Source organism: Testudinibacter sp. P80/BLE/0925 (genome assembly GCF_053570785.1).
Genome location: NZ_CM131636.1, coordinates 1093578 through 1115789, shown reverse-complemented (window position 1 = coordinate 1115789; position 22212 = coordinate 1093578). Strand labels below are relative to the sequence as shown.

Annotated in this window: 20 protein-coding genes; 13 read left to right on the top strand and 7 right to left on the bottom strand. The window is 46.7% G+C overall.

Annotation, left to right across the window (positions count from 1 at the left end):
- The first annotated feature begins 49 nt into the window (after positions 1-49).
- The 11 genes from ACWA5Z_RS05315 (at position 50) to ACWA5Z_RS05265 (ending at position 11477) form a co-directional block, all read left to right on the top strand.
- Positions 50-466, top strand: coding sequence for a hypothetical protein (locus ACWA5Z_RS05315; protein WP_431050490.1), 417 nt, complete (start codon positions 50-52; stop codon positions 464-466).
- 107 nt (positions 467-573) lie between these two features.
- Entirely contained in the window at positions 574-2952 is a 2379-nt protein-coding gene (gene rnr / locus ACWA5Z_RS05310; protein WP_431050488.1) for a ribonuclease R, read from the top strand.
- A 295-nt stretch (positions 2953-3247) separates the two neighbouring features.
- Entirely contained in the window at positions 3248-3763 is a 516-nt protein-coding gene (locus ACWA5Z_RS05305; protein WP_431050486.1) for a hypothetical protein, read from the top strand.
- 91 nt (positions 3764-3854) lie between these two features.
- Complete coding sequence (locus ACWA5Z_RS05300; RefSeq protein ID WP_431050484.1) at positions 3855-4364, top strand: hypothetical protein; 510 nt, start codon at positions 3855-3857, stop codon at positions 4362-4364.
- 53 nt (positions 4365-4417) lie between these two features.
- A complete protein-coding gene (locus ACWA5Z_RS05295; RefSeq protein WP_431050482.1) occupies positions 4418-6649 on the top strand; it encodes a calcium-binding protein in 2232 nt (743 codons plus the stop codon).
- A gap of 99 nt (positions 6650-6748) precedes the next feature.
- Positions 6749-7486 carry a 23S rRNA (guanosine(2251)-2'-O)-methyltransferase RlmB gene (rlmB, locus tag ACWA5Z_RS05290; RefSeq protein WP_431050480.1) on the top strand — a complete coding sequence of 246 codons (738 nt, stop codon included), beginning with the start codon at positions 6749-6751 and terminating at the stop codon, positions 7484-7486.
- Between the two features lie 197 nt (positions 7487-7683).
- Positions 7684-8496: a pyridoxal phosphatase gene (locus ACWA5Z_RS05285; RefSeq protein ID WP_431050478.1), complete on the top strand. Its 813-nt coding sequence runs from the start codon at positions 7684-7686 to the stop codon at positions 8494-8496.
- Between the two features lie 130 nt (positions 8497-8626).
- Positions 8627-9058, top strand: coding sequence for a YgiW/YdeI family stress tolerance OB fold protein (locus ACWA5Z_RS05280; RefSeq protein ID WP_431050476.1), 432 nt, complete (start codon positions 8627-8629; stop codon positions 9056-9058).
- 76 nt (positions 9059-9134) lie between these two features.
- Complete coding sequence (locus tag ACWA5Z_RS05275; protein ID WP_431050474.1) at positions 9135-9803, top strand: response regulator; 669 nt, start codon at positions 9135-9137, stop codon at positions 9801-9803.
- Positions 9793-11142 carry a quorum sensing histidine kinase QseC gene (gene qseC / locus ACWA5Z_RS05270; protein ID WP_431050471.1) on the top strand — a complete coding sequence of 450 codons (1350 nt, stop codon included), beginning with the start codon at positions 9793-9795 and terminating at the stop codon, positions 11140-11142. Before ACWA5Z_RS05275 ends, qseC begins: the two co-directional genes overlap by 11 nt.
- A 104-nt stretch (positions 11143-11246) precedes the next feature.
- Positions 11247-11477, top strand: a complete 231-nt coding sequence (locus tag ACWA5Z_RS05265; RefSeq protein WP_431050469.1) for a YgaP family membrane protein — start codon at positions 11247-11249, stop codon at positions 11475-11477.
- 59 nt (positions 11478-11536) lie between these two features.
- Here the strand turns inward: ACWA5Z_RS05265 and ACWA5Z_RS05260 are convergent, their stop codons facing one another.
- The 7 genes from ACWA5Z_RS05260 to leuA form a co-directional block, all read right to left on the bottom strand.
- Positions 11537-11938: a DUF6691 family protein gene (locus ACWA5Z_RS05260; RefSeq protein WP_431050467.1), complete on the bottom strand. Its 402-nt coding sequence runs from the start codon at positions 11936-11938 to the stop codon at positions 11537-11539.
- The gene (locus ACWA5Z_RS05255; RefSeq protein ID WP_431050465.1) at positions 11939-12346 is read right to left on the bottom strand and encodes a YeeE/YedE family protein; all 408 of its coding nucleotides are present in this window, start codon (positions 12344-12346) and stop codon (positions 11939-11941) included.
- A 1-nt stretch (position 12347) separates the two neighbouring features.
- Complete coding sequence (locus ACWA5Z_RS05250; RefSeq protein WP_431050463.1) at positions 12348-12650, bottom strand: ArsR/SmtB family transcription factor; 303 nt, start codon at positions 12648-12650, stop codon at positions 12348-12350.
- A 315-nt stretch (positions 12651-12965) separates the two neighbouring features.
- Entirely contained in the window at positions 12966-13568 is a 603-nt protein-coding gene (leuD, locus tag ACWA5Z_RS05245; protein WP_431050461.1) for a 3-isopropylmalate dehydratase small subunit, read from the bottom strand.
- 10 nt (positions 13569-13578) lie between these two features.
- The gene (gene leuC, locus ACWA5Z_RS05240; protein WP_431054244.1) at positions 13579-14988 is read right to left on the bottom strand and encodes a 3-isopropylmalate dehydratase large subunit; all 1410 of its coding nucleotides are present in this window, start codon (positions 14986-14988) and stop codon (positions 13579-13581) included.
- A 44-nt stretch (positions 14989-15032) separates the two neighbouring features.
- Positions 15033-16109, bottom strand: a complete 1077-nt coding sequence (leuB, locus tag ACWA5Z_RS05235; protein ID WP_431054243.1) for a 3-isopropylmalate dehydrogenase — start codon at positions 16107-16109, stop codon at positions 15033-15035.
- A gap of 171 nt (positions 16110-16280) precedes the next feature.
- The gene (gene leuA, locus ACWA5Z_RS05230) at positions 16281-17822 is read right to left on the bottom strand and encodes a 2-isopropylmalate synthase (protein ID WP_431054242.1); all 1542 of its coding nucleotides are present in this window, start codon (positions 17820-17822) and stop codon (positions 16281-16283) included.
- A gap of 726 nt (positions 17823-18548) precedes the next feature.
- Here leuA and ACWA5Z_RS05225 point away from each other — a divergent pair.
- Together ACWA5Z_RS05225 and torA are read left to right on the top strand one after the other, a co-directional pair.
- Entirely contained in the window at positions 18549-19685 is a 1137-nt protein-coding gene (locus ACWA5Z_RS05225; RefSeq protein ID WP_431054241.1) for a NapC/NirT family cytochrome c, read from the top strand.
- Positions 19686-19722: 37 nt separating this feature from the next.
- Positions 19723-22212: a trimethylamine-N-oxide reductase TorA gene (gene torA / locus ACWA5Z_RS05220; RefSeq protein WP_431054240.1), complete on the top strand. Its 2490-nt coding sequence runs from the start codon at positions 19723-19725 to the stop codon at positions 22210-22212.

Below are 22212 nucleotides of genomic sequence, written 5' to 3'. Positions count from 1 at the left end.
TTTCAATCAAGTTATAAAAAATTTTTAGCAAAAGATAAACTTAAACGCTATGAATGAATCAATAAAATTTGCGGAAAATTTGAAGCGAATTGTGACCGCAAAAGGATATAAACCAACGGCTGCTGTGATTGAACGGGAGCTGAATTTACGCTATTACGGTAAACCAATAGGTCAAGCTGCTGTAGCAAAATGGCTGCGTGGCGATGGTTTACCTACATTAGAACGACTGAAAACATTAATTGAATGGCTTGAGGTTGATGCAACAGAATTGGTATCTAATGAAATCGCTTACAAAATCAATAAAACAAATCTCAAACCCACCATCACCAAGCAACTTTGGGAGCTTGCTGAAAGTTACGATGATGAGTGGATCGTAAAAACCTTTTTAAATTTACCACAAGCGCAAAAGAAAACCGTGCGTGAAGTGATTGTGGCAATGCACAAAGCCTATCGCACTGATAAATAACTATTCATCTTAAATACACTTTTTGCTTGCTTGCATTCCCCCGCCCCAAGTGTCAAACTGAGCATATCCCCCATAACAACAATAAAAACAACAAAAAAGGAGACATTATGTCAAAAGATCCGAATTATCAGGCGGAAGCGGAGAAATATGAAAATCCGATACCGAGCCGTGAGTTTATTTTACAGACCATTCGCGAACACAACGCACCGATGAAACGGCAGGATATTCTGACCGCACTTCATATCAGTGATGAAGAACAGGTCGAAGGCATGCGCCGCCGTTTGCGCGCGATGGAAAACGACGGGCAGTTGGTATTTACCAAACGCCAATGTTATGCGCTGCCGGAAAAATTGTCGTTGCTGAAAGGCACGGTGATCGGACATCGCGACGGTTACGGTTTTTTACAGGTCGAAGGCTCGGTCGGCGGCAAAAAAGAGGACGATTGGTTTATTCCCAACGGACAAATGCAGCGGGTCATGCACGGCGATTATGTGCTGGCGCAACCGAACGGCTTTGATCGGCGTGGACGGCAGGAAGTGCGGATCGTGCGTATTCTGGAGAGCCGTAAAAAACAGATTGTCGGTCGTTTTTTCATGGAGTCGGGCATTGCCTTTGTGGTGCCGGACGACAGTCGTATCAACCACGATATCCTGATTCCGAACGAACACCGCATGGGCGCGCGCATGGGGCAAGTGGTGGTGGTCGAGCTGCAACCACGCACCCGCAACCATAATCCGGTCGGGATTATCACCGAAATTTTGGGCGATAACATGGCGCCCGGTATGGAGGTGGAAATCGCACTGCGCAACCACGATATTCCGCATATCTTCCCCGAAAGCGTGTTAAAGCAGATTAGCGGCTTACAAGAAGAAGTCGGCGAAGAAGCGAAGCAAGGGCGGGTTGATCTGCGGGATTTGCCGCTGGTCACCATTGACGGCGAAGACGCGCGCGATTTTGATGATGCGGTTTATGCGCGCAAAAACGGCGACAGCGGCTGGAAACTGTGGGTGGCGATTGCCGATGTCAGTTATTATGTGCGCCTGAAAACCGCACTTGATGCCGAGGCGCGCAATCGCGGCACCTCGGTTTACTTCCCGAATCGGGTTGTGCCGATGTTGCCGGAAGTGCTGTCGAACGGACTCTGTTCGTTAAATCCGCAAGTGGATCGGTTGTGTATGGTCTGCGAAATGGATATTTCCAAAAAAGGCAAAATGACCGGCTACAAATTCTACGAAGCGGTCATGAACTCCCACGCCCGTTTGACCTACACCAAAGTATGGCGGATTTTAGAGGGCGACGAGGAACTGCGCCAACGCTATGCCCTGCTGGTACCGCACTTGGAAGAGTTGTACAACTTGTTCAACGTGTTGCACGACGCGCGCCAAAAACGCGGTGCGATCGATTTCGAAACCATCGAAACCCAATTTATTTTTAATCCGCAAGGGCGAATCGAACGGATCGAGCCGGTGGTGCGCAATGACGCGCATAAGATCATCGAAGAGTGTATGATCCAAGCCAATATTGCCGCGGCGACTTTTGTCGAAAAAGCGCAAGAACCTGCACTGTTCCGCATTCACGCCGGACCGGGCGAAGAAAAACTGATGGGCTTCCGCAGTTTCCTCAACGAGTGCGGTTTAACCCTTGGCGGCGGTTTGAAACCAACCCCGGCGGATTATGCCGAATTGATGAAACAGGTGAAAGAACGTCCTGATCACGAGCTGATTCAAACCATGTTGTTGCGCTCGCTCAGTCAGGCGGTCTATTCCGCCGACAATATCGGGCATTTCGGTTTGGCATTGGATAACTATGCCCATTTCACCTCGCCAATCCGCCGTTATCCTGATTTGAGCCTGCACCGCGCGATTAAATATTTGATCGCCAAAGCGCAAGGCAGCACAAAACGCAGCACCCACGGCGGCGGTTTTCATTACACCTTAGACGAAATCGACTTGCTCGGCGAGCACTGCTCCACCACCGAACGCCGCGCCGACGATGCTACGCGCGAAGTCGCCGACTGGCTGAAATGCGAATATATGCAGGATCACGTCGGCGAAGAGTTCGACGGCATAATCTCCAGCGTCACCGGTTTCGGCTTGTTCGTGCGCCTGAACGACTTCTTTATCGACGGCTTGGTACATATCTCCACCCTTGATAACGACTACTACCAATTCGACAGCGCGAGGCAACGCTTAATCGGCGAAAACAGCGGCATGTATTACCGTATCGGCGACAAAGTGCGGATCAAAGTCAGCGCCGTCAGTCTGGAACAGAAGCAGATCGATTTCGCGATGGTATCCAGCGAACGCAAACCGCTGCGCGAAGGCAAAACCGCCAAAGACCGCGCCAAGAAAAACGTGCGCTATGCCGAAAGTTTGGAAAAACGCCTGCGCGACGGCAAAAGCGGCAAAGCCAATCCGCAACGTGCCGAGAAAAAGAAACCGTCGCGCAAAAGCGGCGCGTTTAGTAAAGCTAAAAAACGCAAGTAAACCCAAAATATTGAGCCAATTTTTAACAGGAAAAATTGGCTCAATCCAACCAAATCTGACAGATATACGCCTTGAAATAACGCATCATTAGACTCTTTAATTTTATTTATAGAATTAATAACCCCTCCAATATTTTAGGATATTCCAATAAATAATTTCAACAACACAAGCAAACTTACAATTAATTTTCAAAAAAATGTGAGCGCAATCACAACATAATATAATTTGATGTGATATTTATTTAAAAATCCATTCTAAATAGTTTTTAAATAATCAGAAACCAACAAGGTTAATCATGTATTTATTTCTAATAAAAAAAACAAAACAATTTTTCCATTGGCTTGGATGGGGTTATAGTATTTTTTTCTTTTTAACTATATCAACTGCCTCTTACTTCTCTTTACCAATTTTAATTTTAAATGACTATAAAATTAATCACCTATATTATTTTGATATTTCTGCAACAGTTAGCAAGCAAGAAATAAATGGAAAATTAAATAACCATCTCACACTCCGAAGAGTAAGTAACAAATGTTACAAACCTTATTGTGGATTGCCTAAAGAAGGCGAATATAAACTTTCAAAAATAGCGTTTATTAATATAAATGGAATGTCATATATACATTTCATTTGCATAAATAGCGATGTATGTTTTTATAATATAAGCGAGTCTTTTATCCAGATGAAAAAATATACCGCACATAAAAATGCAAAAACCATCTTTTGGGGTGTAATACTTGTAAATATCGTTATGATCATTGAATTTTTTACAAAAGATTATTGGCGAAAAAGAAAAAATAGCAAGTTATAACTGAAAATTCGTTATAGTTTTAATAGCTCAATGCATATTATATCAATTTCCATTAATAAATGAAATGAATCAAAAATAACCTAGGAGCAATATGCTTATCTACATCATCAAAAAAATAAAAGAATTCTTCTTATGGCTTACTATTTCTGAACGCATACTACTTATTTTTATATTAATCCAACTGTATTTTATGACCATTCCTTTTTTAGTTTTCAATGATTATAACATAGGCTATAAATCGTACTCAAACGTTTCAACTCAGATAACAGAAAAAGAAATCAATGGCAGATTAAATAACCACAAGACTATTCGGCAAATAAATAATAAATGCCATATAAATTATTGTGGACTTCCCGTAGAAGGAAGATATTTATTATCTTCGATAACCTTTATAAAAATAAATACAGCCGAATACATTTATTCAATATGCACCGAACAAAATAAATGCCTTTATAATATAGATGAAAGTTTTATTGAGCAAGAAAAAAATGATATAAATCGGAATGCGAAAATTACATTATTCGGTTCTCTTCTTGGTGGTATTTTTATAGCTGTTAAACATATCTTACAACATAGAAGAAGACTAAGCCGCAAGAAATAATATCAGTATTTTCAATATGGTAAGGGAGCTATTATTTTTTAAGGAGTTAAATAATGATTAAGATGATGATTGCTAAATTTGGTGCAGATATTGGTACTATTGATGGAGTTGTAGAAACTAGTTCCATGAGCACATCTTGTAATGGTAAAAATATGGCTTGGAGTGCTGGACTTTCCAGTTCGGCAACAGCTGCCAGCTTTGCTAGTGGTTTTCCCAATCATTTAGGCAATGTAGGCGGTAGCATATCAGCCATTTCAACAGCAATAAATGTGGGCATCAATAAACAGATAACCGCCAGCGATACTTTCACAATTTTAGCTGGTGTTGCCGGCGCATTTGGATTGGGTGTGCCGGCACTTATTTTTGCAGTTGGAGGCTTAGCAGTAACGCTCTATGATAATGCTAACCATCGCGATGCCAATGGCTGTGTTAAACCACCATCTATACCATTAGGCGATCTAATTTCTCCATCCGACGATAATCCAAATACCGATAGAGGAAAAAATACGCCGCTAAGTTGTCCCCTGATTATTGATATGGATAAAAATGGTGTTAAAACAATTTCAATAACTAAAAATACTTTTTTTGATCTAGATAATAACCTCTTTGCAGAAAATACAGGCTGGATAGATAAAGGCGATGCGTTTTTAGTTTGGGATCGTAATGGTAATGGCACTATTGATTCAGGTCATGAATTATTTGGCAATCATACTGTATTAAAAGATGGTAATAAAGCAAATAACGGATTTCTTGCACTAACTGAACTGGATAGCAATCATAATAATATCTTTGATGAAAAAGATGAGGCTTGGTTCACACTTCAACTATGGTTTGATCATAATCAAAATGGTATTGCTGAAGAGGGGGAATTAATCAAACTATCTGAATCCGGTATTAAAAGTATTGACTTATCATATATAGATATCGCTCAAATAGATGAAAGTGGCAATATACATAAACAGCAATCTCAAGTGATTTGGGAAGATGATAGCACTTCAGATATCACAGATATTTGGTTCAATGTAAATACAGCCAAATCTTATTATAAAGAAAAAATTGAGATTAATAATCACATAAAAGAAATGCCGAATATTATTGCTTTTGGCAACTTACTAAACTTACATGAAGCTATTGCAAAGAACCCTAATTTAATCTATGTTATTCAAGAGTACATAGAGGCATCTCCCTCACAGAAAAAAGAACTAATTAATCATCTTATATATGAATGGGCTGGCGTTAGTCATATTGAAGAGAGTAGTCGAGGAGATTTTATTAATGCAAAAAAATTACACACCTTAGAAATATTAACAGGCGAAGCATTTAAACAACAAGGAAGAAATTCAAACCCTAATAAAACAGCATCTACTTTTTTAGAAAATGAATTCAATAAATTCTCCAACTATGTTTATGCACAATTAGAATCAAAGACAAGCTATAAAGACTTATTTAATATCACGCACTTCAATATTAATGCTAGTGGCGAGTTAGAATTTAACTGGGATAAACTAAATTCCGAAATCATTCTACTCGCCAATGATAATAAATTCCAAGAAGCCAGAGAAATTCTATTAATCTCTAAGAACTTAGGTAGTTATAATAATGATTATTTAAAAATAATTAATACAAACCTAACACAGCTTGCAGAGAAAAACAAAATCATTTCTTATATTCTTAATACTGATATAACATTGGGAAAAGATCTATTAATAGGTACAGATAAAAAAGACTTTCTTGTCGGTAGCGTTGATAATGATATGTTAGAAGCAAAAGATGGTGATGATTTTTTATTTGGCGGTGCTGGCAATGATATCTTAAATGGTGATTTAGGCTCTGATACTTATATTTTTAGTAAAGGACACGGTCAAGATATTATTAAAGAAAACCATTTCTGGATGAGGCTCAATGAAAAAGACACAATTCACTTCACCAATATCAATTACAGTGATGTGAAGTTCCGCCAAATCGACAATGACCTTATATTATTCGGTTATAATCAAAATGACTCCATCACTATTAAACAATTTTATGCCGATGAAAAATACCAAGTCGAAAATTTTCAATTTTTAGACCGTTTTTTAAGCCTGAAAGAAATCTTGACCAAAGGCATCGTCATGAGTGGCACTGATAAAGATGATATCACTCATAAAAAGGATGGAAGTACTGTGGAGGATAATACTAAGATAAATCATGATCCAATCAATGTTGAATATCCTAATAATGCTTTAACCAGCGCTAAAGCGCATAACATATTAAATGAGAATATTGGGATAGATGCTTATATATAGAAAATCCTATTTTACTTTGTATCTTCAACTAAAAGCCGATTACAGATATCGGCTTTTATGCTATTTTAGAAATAGTCATAAGCAAAAAATGGGAAAAACATGAGCGAAAATATTTACGGAATCCATGCGGTTTCCTCTTTTTTAAACACCGCACCGGAGCGGGTGATTGAAGTTTTTGTGCTGAAAGGGCGCGAGGATAAACGCCTTCAACCGCTGTTAAATCAACTACATGCGTTAGGTATTGCGGTGCAGCAGATGAACCGGCAAACGCTGGATAAAAAAGCCGACAGTGAGGTACACCAAGGCATTATTGCACGGGTACAACCGGCAAAAGAGTTAAATGAAAACGATCTGGACGCGATTTTAAACGGCAAAAACGCGCCGTTTTTATTGGTGTTGGACGGTGTCACCGATCCGCATAATCTGGGGGCGTGTTTGCGTACCGCCGACGCCGCAGGGGTGGACGCGGTGATTGTGCCGAAAGACAAATCGGCGCAACTGACCTCGACCGCGCGCAAAGTGGCGTGCGGTGCGGCGGAAACCATGCCGTTGATTCGGGTGACCAACCTTGCCCGCACCTTGCGCGATCTGCAGCGTAATCACAATATCTGGGTGGTCGGCACCGCCGGCGAAGCAACCGAAACGCTGTATCAAACCAAACTCGACGGCGCAATTGCATTGGTGATGGGCGCAGAAGGCGAAGGCATGCGCCGCCTCACGCGCGAACATTGCGATCAATTAATCAGCATTCCGATGGCAGGCAGCGTTTCATCACTGAATGTGTCTGTGGCGACCGGTGTTTGCCTGTTTGAAATTGTGCGCCAGCGGATAAAGTAAGCCCGGCTATATTTCCCTTCTCCCTTGATGGGAGAAGGTGCCCGAAGAGTGGATGAGGGTGAAATAAAGCAAATTTGTACTCCCCCCTCATCCTGAGTTTAGCTTCTGAACGAAGCTAAAATCTGTCCTTCTCCCACAAGGGGCGAAGGAATTATAAAAATTTCGTATCTCAACCTACCGTTTTAAAAGGAAAAAAAATGAAATACCGTGTCGTTGCATTTGACTTAGATGGAACACTGCTTAACAGTCAAGGCGAAATTTTAGCGAGCAGCATTGAAGCAATCAATGTCGCACGGGCTAAGGGTGTCAAAGTCGTTCTGGTGACCGGGCGCCACCATACCGCGGTGAAACCGTATTATCACCAGTTACAACTGGATACGCCGATTATCTGTTGCAACGGCACTTACATTTATGATGTTGCCAGCGACAGCACGCCGATAGCAAATCCATTCACTTGGCAACAGGCACGCAAGGTGATCGAGACCGCCGAACAATTAGGCATTCACCTGCTGATGTACACCCGTGATCAAATGACCTTCACCGAATTTAATCCGCATATGCGCAAATTTTCCCAATGGGTGGCGCAATGCCCGGAAAATGTACGCCCGAATTTACAGCAAATCAGCAGTTTTTACGCGCCGCTGGCTAATCAGCAAGCGATTTGGAAATTTGTGATCAGCCACCCTGATCGTGCATTAATGGAAAGTGCAGTTGCGCAATTGCCAAGCGAGCAGTTCAGCTGCGAATGGTCGTGGCTCGATCGGGTCGATGTCGCCAACAACGGCAACAGCAAAGGCGGACGGCTGCTGGAGCTGTTAAAAAGCTGGAATGTCGATCCGCAGCAGGTGATCGCCTTCGGCGACAACCATAATGACATCAGCATGCTGACCGCGGTCGGCTTGGGCGTGGCGATGGGCAATGCGGAAGCCGATGTCAAAACACAGGCGAAATTGATCACCACCGACCATGATCAAAACGGCATTCAACAAGTTTTGGCAAAATATTTATAACATTTTTATCGGTTAAGGTTTTTTTAAGAACTCTTTGTTTTAATACACTCAACAAAGCGTTACAAACAAGCACCGAAGTGCTGACGCCTTGTCAACATTTGATGAAAATTAAACTCGGAAAGCAACTATTATGAAAAAATTAACCTTAACCTCAGCCCTTTTATTAGCCGTCAGCGGCGCTGCATTAGCCGCTACACAAAGTGCCGGCGGCACGCAACCGACTTTTGGCGGCGAGTGCGTTATGCAAAAATATGACTGTAAACGCAGCGACAAATTCCAACGCGGCGGATTCGTCGGTGAGCAGGCGGCGGTAACCAAAGTCGTCGATATTAAAAACCTGAAAGATGATGCCCGAGTGGTATTGGAAGGGGTCATCGAGCAACAGGTCGGCAAAGACGATTACGTGTTTAAAGATGACAGCGGCAGCATAGAAGTGGAAATCGAGCGTCGTGCTTGGGCAGGACAGGAAGTAACCCCGACTGATAAAGTGAAATTGTTCGGCGAAGTGGATAAATCTTGGAACAAGGTTGAAGTCGAAATTCACCGTGTGATTAAACTATAATAATCCATAACCCCAACCGCACTTTGGCTAAAGTGCGGTTTCTCCATAGCAAAAATAGATAAACTGGACGGTTTTTATGCGTATCTTGTTAATCGAAGATGATCCGCTGATTGGCGACGGTTTGAAAATCGGGCTGACTAAATTCAATTACAGCGTGGATTGGTTTCAAGACGGCAAAACCGGCTTTGAAGCGTTAAACAGCGCGCCTTATGACGCGGTGGTGCTGGATTTAACCCTGCCGAAAATGGACGGTATGGATATTTTGCAGCAGTGGCGCAAACAAAACCAAGCTGTACCGGTGCTGATTTTGACCGCACGCGACAGCCTGGAGCAGCGAGTCTCCGGTTTGAAACAGGGCGCGGACGATTATCTGTGCAAACCTTTTGCCCTGAGCGAAGTCGCGGCACGCTTGGAAGCGCTGATCCGCCGCCGTCACGGCAACCTGAATCCGGTCATCACCCACGGCAACCTCAGCTTCGAACCCGAGGCCAGAGTGGTTAAAATCGACGGGCGGGCGATTAACCTGACGACCCGTGAATTTAAACTGTTGGCACTGTTTTTGTCCAATAAAGAACGGGTGTTGCCGCGTGCGCTGATCGAAGAAAAACTGCATAGCTGGGACGATGAAATCAGCAGCAATGCGCTGGAAGTGCATATCCACAACCTGCGTAAAAAACTCGGCAACCACGTTATCCGCACGGTGCACGGCGTAGGTTACACTTTAGGCAAAGTCGATGAGAATTAACAGTTTACGCTTACGTTTAATTATTATCCTTTCGCTCGCCTCATTATTGCTTTGGGTCGTTGCCGGCGGCATTGCCTGGGTCAAAGCCAAAGACGAAACCGACAACGTGTTTGACGCACAACAAATTTTATTCGCCCAACGGTTAGCCACCTCCAATTTACGTCAAATTTTAATGCAACAGCATAGCGGCAAAATACAAGACAGTTTCAAACCGCCTCGCCATGCGCGCAAAAAAATACTGGATGATGATGCGCTTGCGTTCGCTATTTTCACCCGCCAAGGCGAACGGATTTTATCCGACGGACAAAACGGCGATGAAATTGCTTTTTTGCCGGTACGCGGTTTTGCCAAGCAGCAGATTGATGATGAGGCTTGGCGAGTGTTCTGGCTACCTGCCGGCAATGGCGAACTGATGATTGCCGTCGGGCAGGAAATGGAATACCGCAATGATATTGTCAGCGATATGGTGTTCAGCCAGTTGCTGGTTTGGCTTGCCGGTTTGCCGATTTTGCTTGCCTTAATCGTGTTTGTGGTCAGCCGTGAACTGGCGCCGTTGAAGCGTTTGCGCCGGCAGCTTGCCAAGCGTTCGCCGGAAGATAACAGCGACTTATCGATCCCTCAGCTGCCATCAGAAATCCAACCGCTGGTGAACAGCCTAAATCATTTTTTTCAAAAAACATCCGGCACCTTATTGCGTGAACGCCGCTTCACCTCCGATGCCGCCCATGAACTGCGTAGTCCGCTGACCGCACTTCGGGTGCAAACCGAGATCGCACAACTCGCCGGTGATGACAGCGCAATGCGCAACCAAGCGCTAGGCAATCTGACCAATGGCATTGATCGCGCCACGCAACTGATTGAGCAGCTGCTCACCCTGTCGCGTTTGGATTCGGTGGTGGAATTGGATAATTTGGAACTGATTAAATGGCAGGATCTGATTGAATCCTTGCTTGGCGAGCGCTCTTTCGCCGCCGGTAAAAAGCGGATCGAACTGGCTTTCGAACAGCAAGGCACTCCGGCAGAGCAGCTGGGGCAACCATTATTAATCTCCTTAATGCTGCGTAACTTAATTGATAACGCCATTCACTATTGCCCGCACGGCAGCCGAGTCTGCGTCAGTTTATATACCGACCGCGTCGTCGTGAGCGATAACGGCAACGGAGTCGAACCCGAAGATTTAGAAAAACTGGGACAACGCTTTTACCGCCCTGCCGGGCAAAACGAAAAAGGCAGCGGCTTGGGCTTATCCATTGTTAATCGGATCGCCGAATTACACCATTATTCGGTAAAATACCGTAACGGCGTGCCAAAAGGCTTCCAAAGCGAGATCCGATTCTAATAATCCTAAATAGGTATTTGACATCGTTTCTAAAAATCGGTATTAATGGAATTGAAACGTCGTGAATCCTTGTTTCGCTCTCACTCGAACCAAATGGAGGGGTTATGCCTAAAAAACTACGCAAAAATCTGGGAACACCCGACCGCATTATTCGAATTGTATTGGGGATTACCTTATGTATCCTAAGTGCGCTCAAGATTATCGGCCCGTGGGGCTATCTCGGCGTATTGCTGACCATTAGCGGGCTGCTGAGTTATTGCTTGATTTATAAATGGTTAGGCATTTCCACCTGTGTCAATAATTGCGAAATTGATTTTGATGATGAGCATACCTGATATTTCAATCGCGTCGCTAACCGCACTTGGCAGCAAGTGCGGTTTTTTGTTTCGGCGTTTTATAACCGTTTTGCCGCCTGCATGCCCAACCACATAAAGCCGACAAATAAAAAGGCTTGGCTGTGCAACGAAGTCAGTTGCACCAATGCCGGTGCCGGGCAAATCCCGACCATACCCCAGCCAATCCCGAACAAGATTGCCCCGATAATCAGACGCTTGTCCAACCGCTTGTTTTTAGGCAACTCCAACGCCTGCCCGCAAACGCTGCTACTGCGCGTTTTGCTATACAAAAACAGTGGTACGGTCACGGATAATGCCCCCAGCATTACCCATAACAAATCCATCCGCCACTGTCCGAAAATATCCAAAAAGCCTTGCACCACCGTCGGATTGGTCATCTGCGACAAGATCAGCCCTAAACCAAAAATAAAGCCGCTGAATACTGCGATTCCGACAATCATTTAGCCACCCCATACATGATGTAAAATTGCCACCGTTGCCATTGCCGACGACATGAAAAGTGCGGTCGCCAAGATAGAACGCGGCGAAAAACGCGCCATGCCGCAAATGCCGTGTCCGCTGGTGCAGCCTGAACCGAGCCCCGTGCCGAATCCGACTAAAAACGCCGCAAGCGCCAGCCACCACCAAGCATAGCCCTGTGGATTGAGTGTGCCCAAGTCCCAGCCGAAAAGTGCGGTTGCGGCAAAACCACTTAATAAAACGCCGCCGACAAAACCCCAACGCCAACTTTCGCCACGGACAAAGCTCAAACGCGACACAATCCCGCTGACCCCGGCAATTCTGCCAATGCCAATCCATAGCAGCGCCACTGCCAGCCCGATCACCACCCCGCCTAAATACGCATGCATTTTAGTTTTCCTTTTGACAAAAAAATTGATACATCAACTCCAATACGGCTTTCACCCGCTGATCGGATACGTGATAGTAGTGGTAACGCCCTTGTTTGCGCACGTCTACCAAGCCCTCGTTGCGCAACACCGTCAATTGTTGCGACAATGTCGGCTGCAAAATACCCAGCTGTTGTTCCAACTCGCCTACGGCATATTCGCGCTGGCTTAAAGCGCACAACAACAGTAAACGATCTTGATTCGCCAATGCCTGCAAAAAAGCTTTTGCCTGCTCGGCAGCTTGTTTCATCTCCGCTATATCCATGTTCACCTCATGCAATATCAATTAATATTATATAATAATATATTATATTTTTTTGATTGTCTATTCCTTTTTGCCGGCATAAAAAAACACGCCGAAGCGTGCTCAGATTGCTGACAAATTTACTTCCCTCCGCGGGCGAAGGAGTAGAGGGAGGGTAATATTAAAATGCAACACATTCATTTTTAAAATGATTTATGCCTCCCTCCGTCCTTCGGACACCTCCCTCCGTATACGGAGGGAGGGAAATGATTCGAGAAAGAGACTTTGCCATCAGCCTGAGCACGCCGAAGCGTGCTGATTATGCTGAGAACATGATTAGCGCAAAAACGCCGGAATATTTTTCTCATACTCCGCAATTTTGTCTTCATGCTGCAAGGTCAGACCGATGTTATCCAAGCCTTCCAATAGGCAGTGGCGACGGAATTCGTCCAGCTCAAAGTGGTAAACTTTTTCGCCGACGGTAACGGTTTTCGCCACTAAATCCACAGCAATTTGCTTGCCCTCATTTGCCCACACCCATTGGAAAATCTCTTCCACTTCGTCTTCGCTCAAACGGATTGGCAGCATATGGTTGTTGAGGCTGTTGTTATAGAAAATATCGGCGAAACTGGGGGCGATCATCACTTTAAAGCCGTAGTCCGCCAACGCCCAAGGCGCGTGTTCACGCGACGAGCCGCAACCTAAGTTTTTGCGCGCCAGTAAAATGGTTGCGCCTTGATATTGCGGATAATTCAACACGAATTCCGGATTCGGTTGGGTGCCGTCCACGTCCAGATAACGCCATTCGTGGAATAGATGTTTGCCGAAACCGACACGGGTAATCGCTTGTAAAAATTGTTTCGGAATAATTGCGTCGGTGTCCACATTGGCGGCATCCAGTGGAACGACTAAACCTGAAAGTTGTTTAAAACCTGCCATTGCGAACTCCTTAATTTAATGAAACTTGACGAATATCGACGAATTTGCCGAACACTGCCGCCGCCGCTGCCATTGCCGGGCTGACCAAATGGGTGCGTCCGTTGCGTCCTTGACGCCCTTCAAAGTTGCGGTTGCTGGTGGAGGCGCAACGTTCCCATTCGCCCAAACGGTCATCGTTCATGCCTAAGCACATCGAGCAGCCCGGATTACGCCACTCTGCGCCGGCTTCGATAAAGATTTTATCCAAGCCTTCTTGTTCCGCCTGCTCTTTGACTAAACCGGAACCGGGCACGACCAACACGCGTTTAACGTTATCCGCCACTTTACGCCCTTTCATCACCGCCGCCGCCGCGCGCAGATCTTCGATACGCGAGTTGGTGCAAGAGCCGATAAACACTTGATCCACTTCAACCTCGGTTAAATCGGTATTGGCGGCTAAGCCGATATACTCCAACGCTTTTTCCGCTGAGGCACGTACTACGCTGTCGCTCATTTCCTCTGGATTAGGCACTAATTGATCGATGCCGATCACCTGTCCCGGATTGGTGCCCCAAGTGACTTGCGGCGCAATGTCTTTGGCTTCCAGCACCACAACCGTATCAAACTCTGCGCCGTCGTCGGTTTTTAAGGTTTTCCAATATGCTACGGCGTCGTCCCAATCTTTGCCTTGCGGCGCATGCGGGCGGCCTTTTAAGTAGGCAAAGGTGGTTTCGTCAGGGGCGATTAATCCGGCTTTTGCGCCCAATTCAATCGCCATATTGCACACCGTCATACGCCCTTCCATTGACAAATCGCGGATTGCCTCACCGCAAAATTCGACCACGTGCCCGGTGCCGCCTGCCATGGTGGTTTTGCCGATAATCGCTAATACGATATCTTTGGCGGTGATTCCTGCGCCGACTTTGCCGCGCACTTCGATTTTCATGCTTTTGGCGCGGGCTTGTTTGAGGGTTTGGGTGGCGAGTACGTGTTCCACTTCCGACGTACCGATCCCGAATGCCAACGCCCCGAATGCGCCGTGGGTTGCGGTGTGCGAGTCGCCGCAAACAATGGTCATACCGGGCAAGGTCAAACCCTGTTCAGGCCCCATCACATGCACGATTCCTTGCTGTTTGCTGTCCATATCAAACAGCGAAATACCGGTGGCTTTGCAGTTTTTATCCAATTCCAACACCTGAATCCGTGCCTGCCCTTCCAGTTTATTCACATCGCGTTCTTGGGTGGAAATGCTGTGATCCATAGTGCCGAAAGTTTTGCCCACTTGGCGCACGTGGCGGTTTGCCACGCGCAAGCCGTCAAAGGCTTGCGGGCTGGTGACTTCGTGGATCAGATGGCGGTTGATGTACAAAATCGGGGTTTCGCCGTCCGCTTCATACACCACGTGCGAGTCAAACAGTTTTTCATATAAGGTTTTTTTCATTGTGCTATCCGTAAATATGTAATCGGTAAATTCGTGAGTTTTAATTAAATCGCCGCCGCAATCAAATCGCCCATTTCGGAGGTTGAAACCGGTTGATTGTTATCGGCTAAATCGCCGGTACGGTGTCCGTCAGCCAATACTTTCTGTACCGCACTTTCAATCGCTTGCGCCGCCTCTTCCAAGTTAAAGCTGTAACGCAACATCATTGCCGCCGATAAAATCTGTGCAATCGGGTTAGCAATATTTTTGCCTGCGATGTCGGGGGCAGAACCGCCGGCCGGTTCGTATAAACCGAAACCTTGTTCGTTCATACTGGCGGACGGCAACATGCCCATCGAGCCGGTGATCATCGCACATTCATCGGAAATAATATCGCCGAAAATATTCGAGCACAGCAGCACATCGAAGAACGACGGCTGTTTGATCATCTGCATGGTCGCATTATCGATATAAATATGATCCAAGCGCACTTCAGGGTAATCTTTCGCCACGTCATTCACCACTTCGCGCCACAAGACCGAACTGGTCAGCACATTGGCTTTATCCACCGACGTGACGTGTTTAGTGCGTTTAAGTGCGGTTTCAAATGCAATGCGCGCAATGCGTTCGATTTCATAGCGGTGATAGACTTCGGTGTCATAGGCTTTTTCCATTGCGCCTTCGCCTTCGCGTCCTTTCGGTTGCCCGAAATAGATCCCGCCGGTCAATTCGCGCACCACCACCATATCAAAACCGGTTGCGGCAATGTCGGCACGCAACGGACAGAACTTTTCCAAGCCTTTGTATAGCGTCGCCGGGCGCAAATTACAGAACAACGCAAAGTGTTTTCTTAATGGCAATAACGCACCGCGCTCCGGTTGTTCTGCCGGCGGCAAACTTTCCCATTTCGGACCGCCAACCGAACCGAACAGAATCGCGTCCGCGGCTTCGCAGCCCTGCAACGTCACGTCGGGCAACGCCTTACCGTGGTTATCGATCCCGGCACCGCCGACATCAAAATGGTTGTAGTTCAACTTAAACCGAAATTTTGGCTGCACCGCATCTAACACTTTGATTGCTTGCGCCATAATTTCAGGGCCGATCCCGTCGCCGGCCAGCACTGCTACGTTGTATGTTTGCATTTTTTCTTCCTCTGTTTTTATTTTTTCGTTCCCTTCTCCCCTTGTGGGAGAAGGACAGATTTGACCGTCGTTCAGACGCTTAAATCAGGATGAGGGGAATATTCGCTTACATCACCCTCATCCGCCCTGCGGGCACCTTCTCCCATTAAGGGAGAAGGGAATTGTTCAGTCTTATTTCTTGGCTTTCAAATCCGCCACTTTATGCGCGCGATAAATCGCATTAATCGCATGGATCAACGCCAAGGCGGACGATTCGATAATATCCGTCGCCAAGCCGACGCCGTGGAATTTGCGCCCTTTGTGTTCGACCACAATATCCACCTGCCCCAACGCCTCCGCGCCTTCGCCTTTGGCGGTTAAGTTATAGTGCGACATGGTTAATTCCAAGCCGGTTAATGCCAAAATGGCATTATAAGTCGCATCGACCGGGCCATTGCCGCCGGTGGAAACCGTGCTTAACTTCTCGCCGTCCAATTCGATTTGCACGAATGACGTCGCCGGGAAATCGCTGACCGAGTGCGCCGAGATCTTGTCTAAACGCAGACGATCTTCGTCCCCTTGCTGCATATCGATAAACGCCAGCGCTTCCAAATCATAGTCGAACACTTGCCCTTTCTTGTCCGCCAGTTTTAGGAAAGCGTCATACAATTTATCCAAATCGTAATCTGCTTCGGCATAGCCCATATCCGCCATATGCCCTTTCACCGCCGCCCGTCCTGAGCGCGCGGTTAAGTTCAATTTCTCTTTTTTCAAGCCGATCGATTCCGGCGACATGATTTCGTAGGTATTTTTATTTTTTAACATACCGTCTTGGTGAATGCCCGATGAATGCGCAAAGGCATTTTTACCGACAATCGCCTTGTTCGGCTGAATCGGCATATTGCACAGCTGGCTCACCATTTGGCTGACACGGTGGATTTCCTGGGTGTTAATGCGGGTATCCACCTTAAACATATCCTGACGGGTTTTAATCGCCATCACCACTTCTTCAAGTGCGGTATTGCCGGCGCGCTCGCCAATGCCGTTAATGGTACATTCAATCTGACGCGCCCCGTTCAGCACCGCGGTCAACGAGTTGGCGGTCGCCATGCCCAAATCGTTATGGCAATGCACCGACACAATCGCTTTATCAATATTCGGTACGCGGTTCATCACCTGATGAATGATATTACCGTATTCGGTCGGCAAGCAGAAACCGACGGTATCGGGAATATTCACCGTGGTTGCGCCGGCATGAATCGCCGCTTCCACAATACGGCAAATATTATCAATCCCGGTACGCCCGGCATCTTCACAAGAAAATTCCACGTCATTGGTGTAATTTCTGGCGCGTTTCACCGCGCGCACCGCCCGTTCAACCACATCGTCAAAGGTGCTTTTCAGCTTTGCTTCCACGTGCAAGGCGGAACTGGCGATAAAAGTGTGAATGCGAAAACGCTCGGCCTCTTTTAAGGCTTCGTACACCGCGTCAATATCGCGATCCACCGCACGCGACAGCCCGCACACCACCGAGTTTTTAATATGCTGCCCGATGGTACGCACCGATTCAAAATCACCGGAAGACGAAACCGGGAAGCCCACTTCCATCACGTCCACGCCCAAACGTTCCAAGGCTAGGGCAATTTGCAACTTCTCTTTCACCGTCAAACTGGCACTCAACGCCTGCTCGCCGTCACGCAAGGTGGTATCAAAAATAATCACGTTATCACTCATCACATTTTCCTTATGTTGATATTGCCCAAAGTGCGGTTTATAAATGCAAAAAACCCGCAACGTTGTGCGGGTTTAAAATTCGTGTGAATTGCAATTTGCCAATCATCTTCCACAGTCGAGCCGCACAATCAGTTTGCGAGCAAGAGTAGGAGAGAGAAAGTAGCAAATGGGAAATTCATCGTTTATATCCAAATTAAATTAATGTGCGCTCAGCACAGAATGACGGCTATTTTTACTTGCCAACCGCACTTTGTCAATCAATTAAATAATATTTTCTACTAAAAATCAGAATCAAACCGCCATTAAAATTATATAAAAATCCATTTTTAAAATAAAAATCAAAATAAAATTTCAAAAAACTGAAAAATAACAGATTTAATCTAGTTTTAAACGACCATTTACAGGATAGCAAACTTTTTAAGCAATTGTACCCTTGCACAGGAAGCGACGATAGAATCGTAATATGATTTTTCATATAGCGTAAATGCGTGATAACACCTCGCCGTTAAAATAAGCCAAACAGCTCGATTTATTCGCTGTTTGGCTTTTTATTTTCATTGAAATCAAGCAATTAAATTTAATTCCGTTCCCCAAACCGCACTTTGGCTATTTTATTTATTTGACAAAATTAACCTCCGTTTGATTTATATCAATGAGCCTAAATCCCTTTTCACTAAGATAAACAAATTAAATAACTATAAATGATTAATTCTTAAAGGGTATTTTATGAGTGTGAAAGGTTGGAGTAAAAGGAAAATCGTTTTATTCGGCGGATTGTGTTTGCTGTCGGGGGCGTTGGCATTGTGGCTTACCCAAGGGGTTTTCCACCAAACCAATTCGACCGAATTTTGTGTCAGTTGCCACTCAATGAGCGTGGCGAAAGAAGAGTGGGAAGGCAGCGTGCATTTCGCTAACCGCAAGGGAATCCGCGCCGAATGCGCCGATTGCCATGTGCCGCCGGACAGTTGGCATTATGTCAAAGCCAAAGTGATGGCGCTGAAAGATGTGTGGGGCGAGATCACCGGCAAAATCCCCGATGCGGAGGCCTATGAAGCGCACCGTTTGGAAATGGCGCAAACGGTGTGGAAAAACATGAAAGAACAAGACTCCTCAACCTGCCGCACGTGCCACAAAACCGACGCTTGGATTTTAGGCGAACAATCCGAACAGGCGCAAACCATGCACAAACTGGCTGACGAAACCAAGCAGACCTGTATCGACTGCCATAAAGGCTTGGTGCATTTTATGCCGGATGTGCCGACCGACGCGAGCGCGGCAAGTGGCGAATTAAGCAAGCATGGCGGCGATTTCAGCCGTGCCGATACCGCACTTTATGCCTTGGCGATCTCCCCCGCCAAAACCGCAAACGGCGAAATCCGCTTAATGCCGTTTGCCAAGCTAAGCGAATGGAAACAAGAGGGCGATACCGTCCATGCCGTAGTGAGCGGCTGGCAACAAGCCGGCGCAGAAAATCTGCTGTATCAACAAATGGGCAAGCGCATTCTTGTCGGGGTGTTGGATGATAATGCCAAAACCGATGTCAGCGTGCTCAACAGCGTACACGATACGGTGACGAATTCCGATTGGCGGCAAGTCAAGCTCACGCTTTCCCTGCCTAAAACGGCGCTGACAGCCAATCTGGACGCGCTCAATGCTTATGGCAAAAGCTTGGATCAAACCCATTGCAGCACTTGTCACGCGACGATTCCGGCGGATCACTACACCGCCAATCAGTGGGTCGGGGTGATTAATTCGATGAAAGACCGCACTTCGATGAGCGAAGCGGAAGTGCGCGCAGTAACGATTTATTTGCAACGCTTGGCGAAAGATATGCCGTCAACGGCAACGTCTAACGCCCATTAATGTTATCTATTACGCCCATCATCATAGGAGAGGCAACATGAGTCATACGAAAAAAATTAATAACAGCCGTCGTTCATTTCTGAAAAACACCTCGTTAGGTTCGGTCGGGCTTGCTGCAAGCGGCGGTATCGGCGGCAACCTATTGCTATCGAATAAAGCGGCGGCGGCAGAAAGCAGCACGGTGATGTCCGCCGCGCACTGGGGTCCGATTGGTATTGTGGTTGAAGACGGCAAAGTGGTGAAATCCGGACCGGCAATTGAGCCAACCATCGCCAATGAATTGCAAACCGTGGTCGCCGAACAAGTCCATAGCGATGTGCGGGTGAAATACCCGATGGTACGCAAAGGCTATTTGGAAAATCCGGGCAAAAGCGACACCACTTTGCGCGGGCACGATGAATGGGTGCGCGTTTCCTGGGAAAAAGCCTTGGAATTAGTCCATAACGGGCTAAAACAGGTACGCGATACCCAAGGCCCGTCCGGCGTATTTGCCGGTTCTTACGGTTGGTATAGCTCCGGCGCCCTGCATGCCAGCCGCACGTTATTACACCGTTATATGAACCTGACCGGCGGTTTTGTCGGCACCAAGGGGGATTACTCCACCGGCGCGGCGCAAGTGATTATGCCGCATGTGTTGGGCACGATTGAAGTCTATGAACAGCAAACCAGCTGGGAAGTGATTCTGCAACATTCCGAGATTGTCGTCTTATGGTCGGCAAACCCGATGACGACCCTGCGTAATGCCTGGACGTCAACCGATCAGCAAGGCACGGATTATTTCAAAAAACTGAAAGAAAGCGGTAAACGGGTGATCTGTATCGATCCGGTACGCAGTGAAACCTGTGACTATCTGGGCGCAGAATGGATTCCGATTAATACGGCAACCGACGTGCCGTTAATGCTGGCAATGGCACACAGCTTGATTAGCGCGGACAAACAAGATAATGATTTCCTGAAAAAGTACACCGTCGGTTATGATAAATTTGAAGCCTATGTACTCGGTAAAGGGGAAGACGGCGTGGTGAAAGACGCAACTTGGGCAAGCCAAATTTGTGGCGTACCCGCCGAGACAATTAAACAACTGGCGTTAGATTTTGCCGGCAAGCGCACCATGTTAATGGGCGGCTGGGGCATGCAACGCCAACGCCACGGCGAACAAACGCACTGGACATTAGTCACCTTAGCTTCCATGTTGGGGCAAATCGGCTTGCCGGGCGGTGGCTTCGGCTTGAGCTATCACTATGCCAACGGCGGCGTGCCAACCGCAACCGGCGCGATTTTAGGCGCGATTTCCGCCAATACTTCAGGCGAAAGCGGCGGGCAAACCTGGCTGGACGAAACCAGCAAACTCAGTTTTCCACTGGCGCGCATTTCCGACGCCCTGCTCAATCCGGGCAAGGTCATTCAATATAACGGCACTGAAATCACCTATCCCGATCTCAAGCTGATTTATTGGGCGGGCGGCAATCCGTTTACCCACCATCAAGACACCAACACCTTAATCAAAGCGTGGCAAAAACCGGATACGGTGATTGTGAATGAAATCTATTGGACGCCGACCGCACGCATGGCGGATATCGTATTACCGGTGACCACCTCGTTTGAGCGTAACGATCTGACCATGAGCGGCGATTATTCGATGTTGAATATCTTCCCGATGAAACAAGCGCTCGAACCGCAATTCGAAGCGAAAAGCGATTACGACATTTTCGCCGCCCTCGCCAAACTAGCCGGCGTGGAAGAGAAATTTACCGAAGGCAAATCGGAAATGGATTGGCTGAAAGGCTTCTATCAAACCGCTTATGACGCCGCCCGCAAAAATCGCGTCGTCATGCCGCGCTTTGAACAATTTTGGGAGGCGAATAAGCCAATCACCTTCAAAATCGGCGATAAAGCCAAACAATGGGTGCGTTATGCCGAATTCCGCGCCGATCCGTTACTTAATCCACTCGGAACGCCGTCAGGCAAAATCGAAATTTATTCCGATACCGTTGCCAAAATGGGCTACGACGACTGCAAAGGACACCCAAGCTGGCTCGTGCCGGAAGAGTACGCCGGCAACACCACTGCCGAAGCACCGTTGGCGTTGGTTACGCCACATCCATACTACCGCTTGCACAGTCAGTTGTGTTTCTCAACCGCACTTCGCGAAAAATACACCGTGAACGGACGCGAGCCGCTGTTGATCCACCCGGACGACGCACAAGCGCGCGGCATTGCCGACGGCGATGTGGTGCGTTTGTTTAACCGACGCGGACAAGTGCTTGCCGGCGCTGTCATTACGGACGGCGTGATCAAAGGTACGGTTGCCTTGCACGAAGGGGCGTGGTACGACCCTGCCGATTTAGGCACGGCAGAAAAACCGCTGTGCAAATTCGGCAATCCGAATGTGCTGACCATGGACATCGGCACATCTAAATTGGCACAAGGCAACTCGCCGAACACCGCGATTTTGCAAGTGGAAAAATACAGCGCCGACCTTCCGCCGGTGAGCGTATTCAGCGAACCGAAATACAGCAACGCGTAA

Coding starts and splice junctions, on each gene's coding strand:
- ACWA5Z_RS05260 (WP_431050467.1), bottom strand. CDS start 11,938: ATGATTGTCGGAATCGCAGTATTCAGCGGCTTTATTTTTGGTTTAGGG.
- torA (WP_431054240.1), top strand. CDS start 19,723: ATGAGTCATACGAAAAAAATTAATAACAGCCGTCGTTCATTTCTGAAA.
- rnr (WP_431050488.1), top strand. CDS start 574: ATGTCAAAAGATCCGAATTATCAGGCGGAAGCGGAGAAATATGAAAAT.
- leuD (WP_431050461.1), bottom strand. CDS start 13,568: ATGGCAGGTTTTAAACAACTTTCAGGTTTAGTCGTTCCACTGGATGCC.
- leuB (WP_431054243.1), bottom strand. CDS start 16,109: ATGCAAACATACAACGTAGCAGTGCTGGCCGGCGACGGGATCGGCCCT.
- ACWA5Z_RS05305 (WP_431050486.1), top strand. CDS start 3,248: ATGTATTTATTTCTAATAAAAAAAACAAAACAATTTTTCCATTGGCTT.
- qseC (WP_431050471.1), top strand. CDS start 9,793: ATGAGAATTAACAGTTTACGCTTACGTTTAATTATTATCCTTTCGCTC.
- ACWA5Z_RS05280 (WP_431050476.1), top strand. CDS start 8,627: ATGAAAAAATTAACCTTAACCTCAGCCCTTTTATTAGCCGTCAGCGGC.
- ACWA5Z_RS05265 (WP_431050469.1), top strand. CDS start 11,247: ATGCCTAAAAAACTACGCAAAAATCTGGGAACACCCGACCGCATTATT.
- ACWA5Z_RS05250 (WP_431050463.1), bottom strand. CDS start 12,650: ATGGATATAGCGGAGATGAAACAAGCTGCCGAGCAGGCAAAAGCTTTT.
- ACWA5Z_RS05285 (WP_431050478.1), top strand. CDS start 7,684: ATGAAATACCGTGTCGTTGCATTTGACTTAGATGGAACACTGCTTAAC.
- ACWA5Z_RS05315 (WP_431050490.1), top strand. CDS start 50: ATGAATGAATCAATAAAATTTGCGGAAAATTTGAAGCGAATTGTGACC.
- ACWA5Z_RS05295 (WP_431050482.1), top strand. CDS start 4,418: ATGATTAAGATGATGATTGCTAAATTTGGTGCAGATATTGGTACTATT.
- ACWA5Z_RS05255 (WP_431050465.1), bottom strand. CDS start 12,346: ATGCATGCGTATTTAGGCGGGGTGGTGATCGGGCTGGCAGTGGCGCTG.
- leuA (WP_431054242.1), bottom strand. CDS start 17,822: ATGAGTGATAACGTGATTATTTTTGATACCACCTTGCGTGACGGCGAG.
- ACWA5Z_RS05225 (WP_431054241.1), top strand. CDS start 18,549: ATGAGTGTGAAAGGTTGGAGTAAAAGGAAAATCGTTTTATTCGGCGGA.
- rlmB (WP_431050480.1), top strand. CDS start 6,749: ATGAGCGAAAATATTTACGGAATCCATGCGGTTTCCTCTTTTTTAAAC.
- ACWA5Z_RS05300 (WP_431050484.1), top strand. CDS start 3,855: ATGCTTATCTACATCATCAAAAAAATAAAAGAATTCTTCTTATGGCTT.
- leuC (WP_431054244.1), bottom strand. CDS start 14,988: ATGAAAAAAACCTTATATGAAAAACTGTTTGACTCGCACGTGGTGTAT.
- ACWA5Z_RS05275 (WP_431050474.1), top strand. CDS start 9,135: ATGCGTATCTTGTTAATCGAAGATGATCCGCTGATTGGCGACGGTTTG.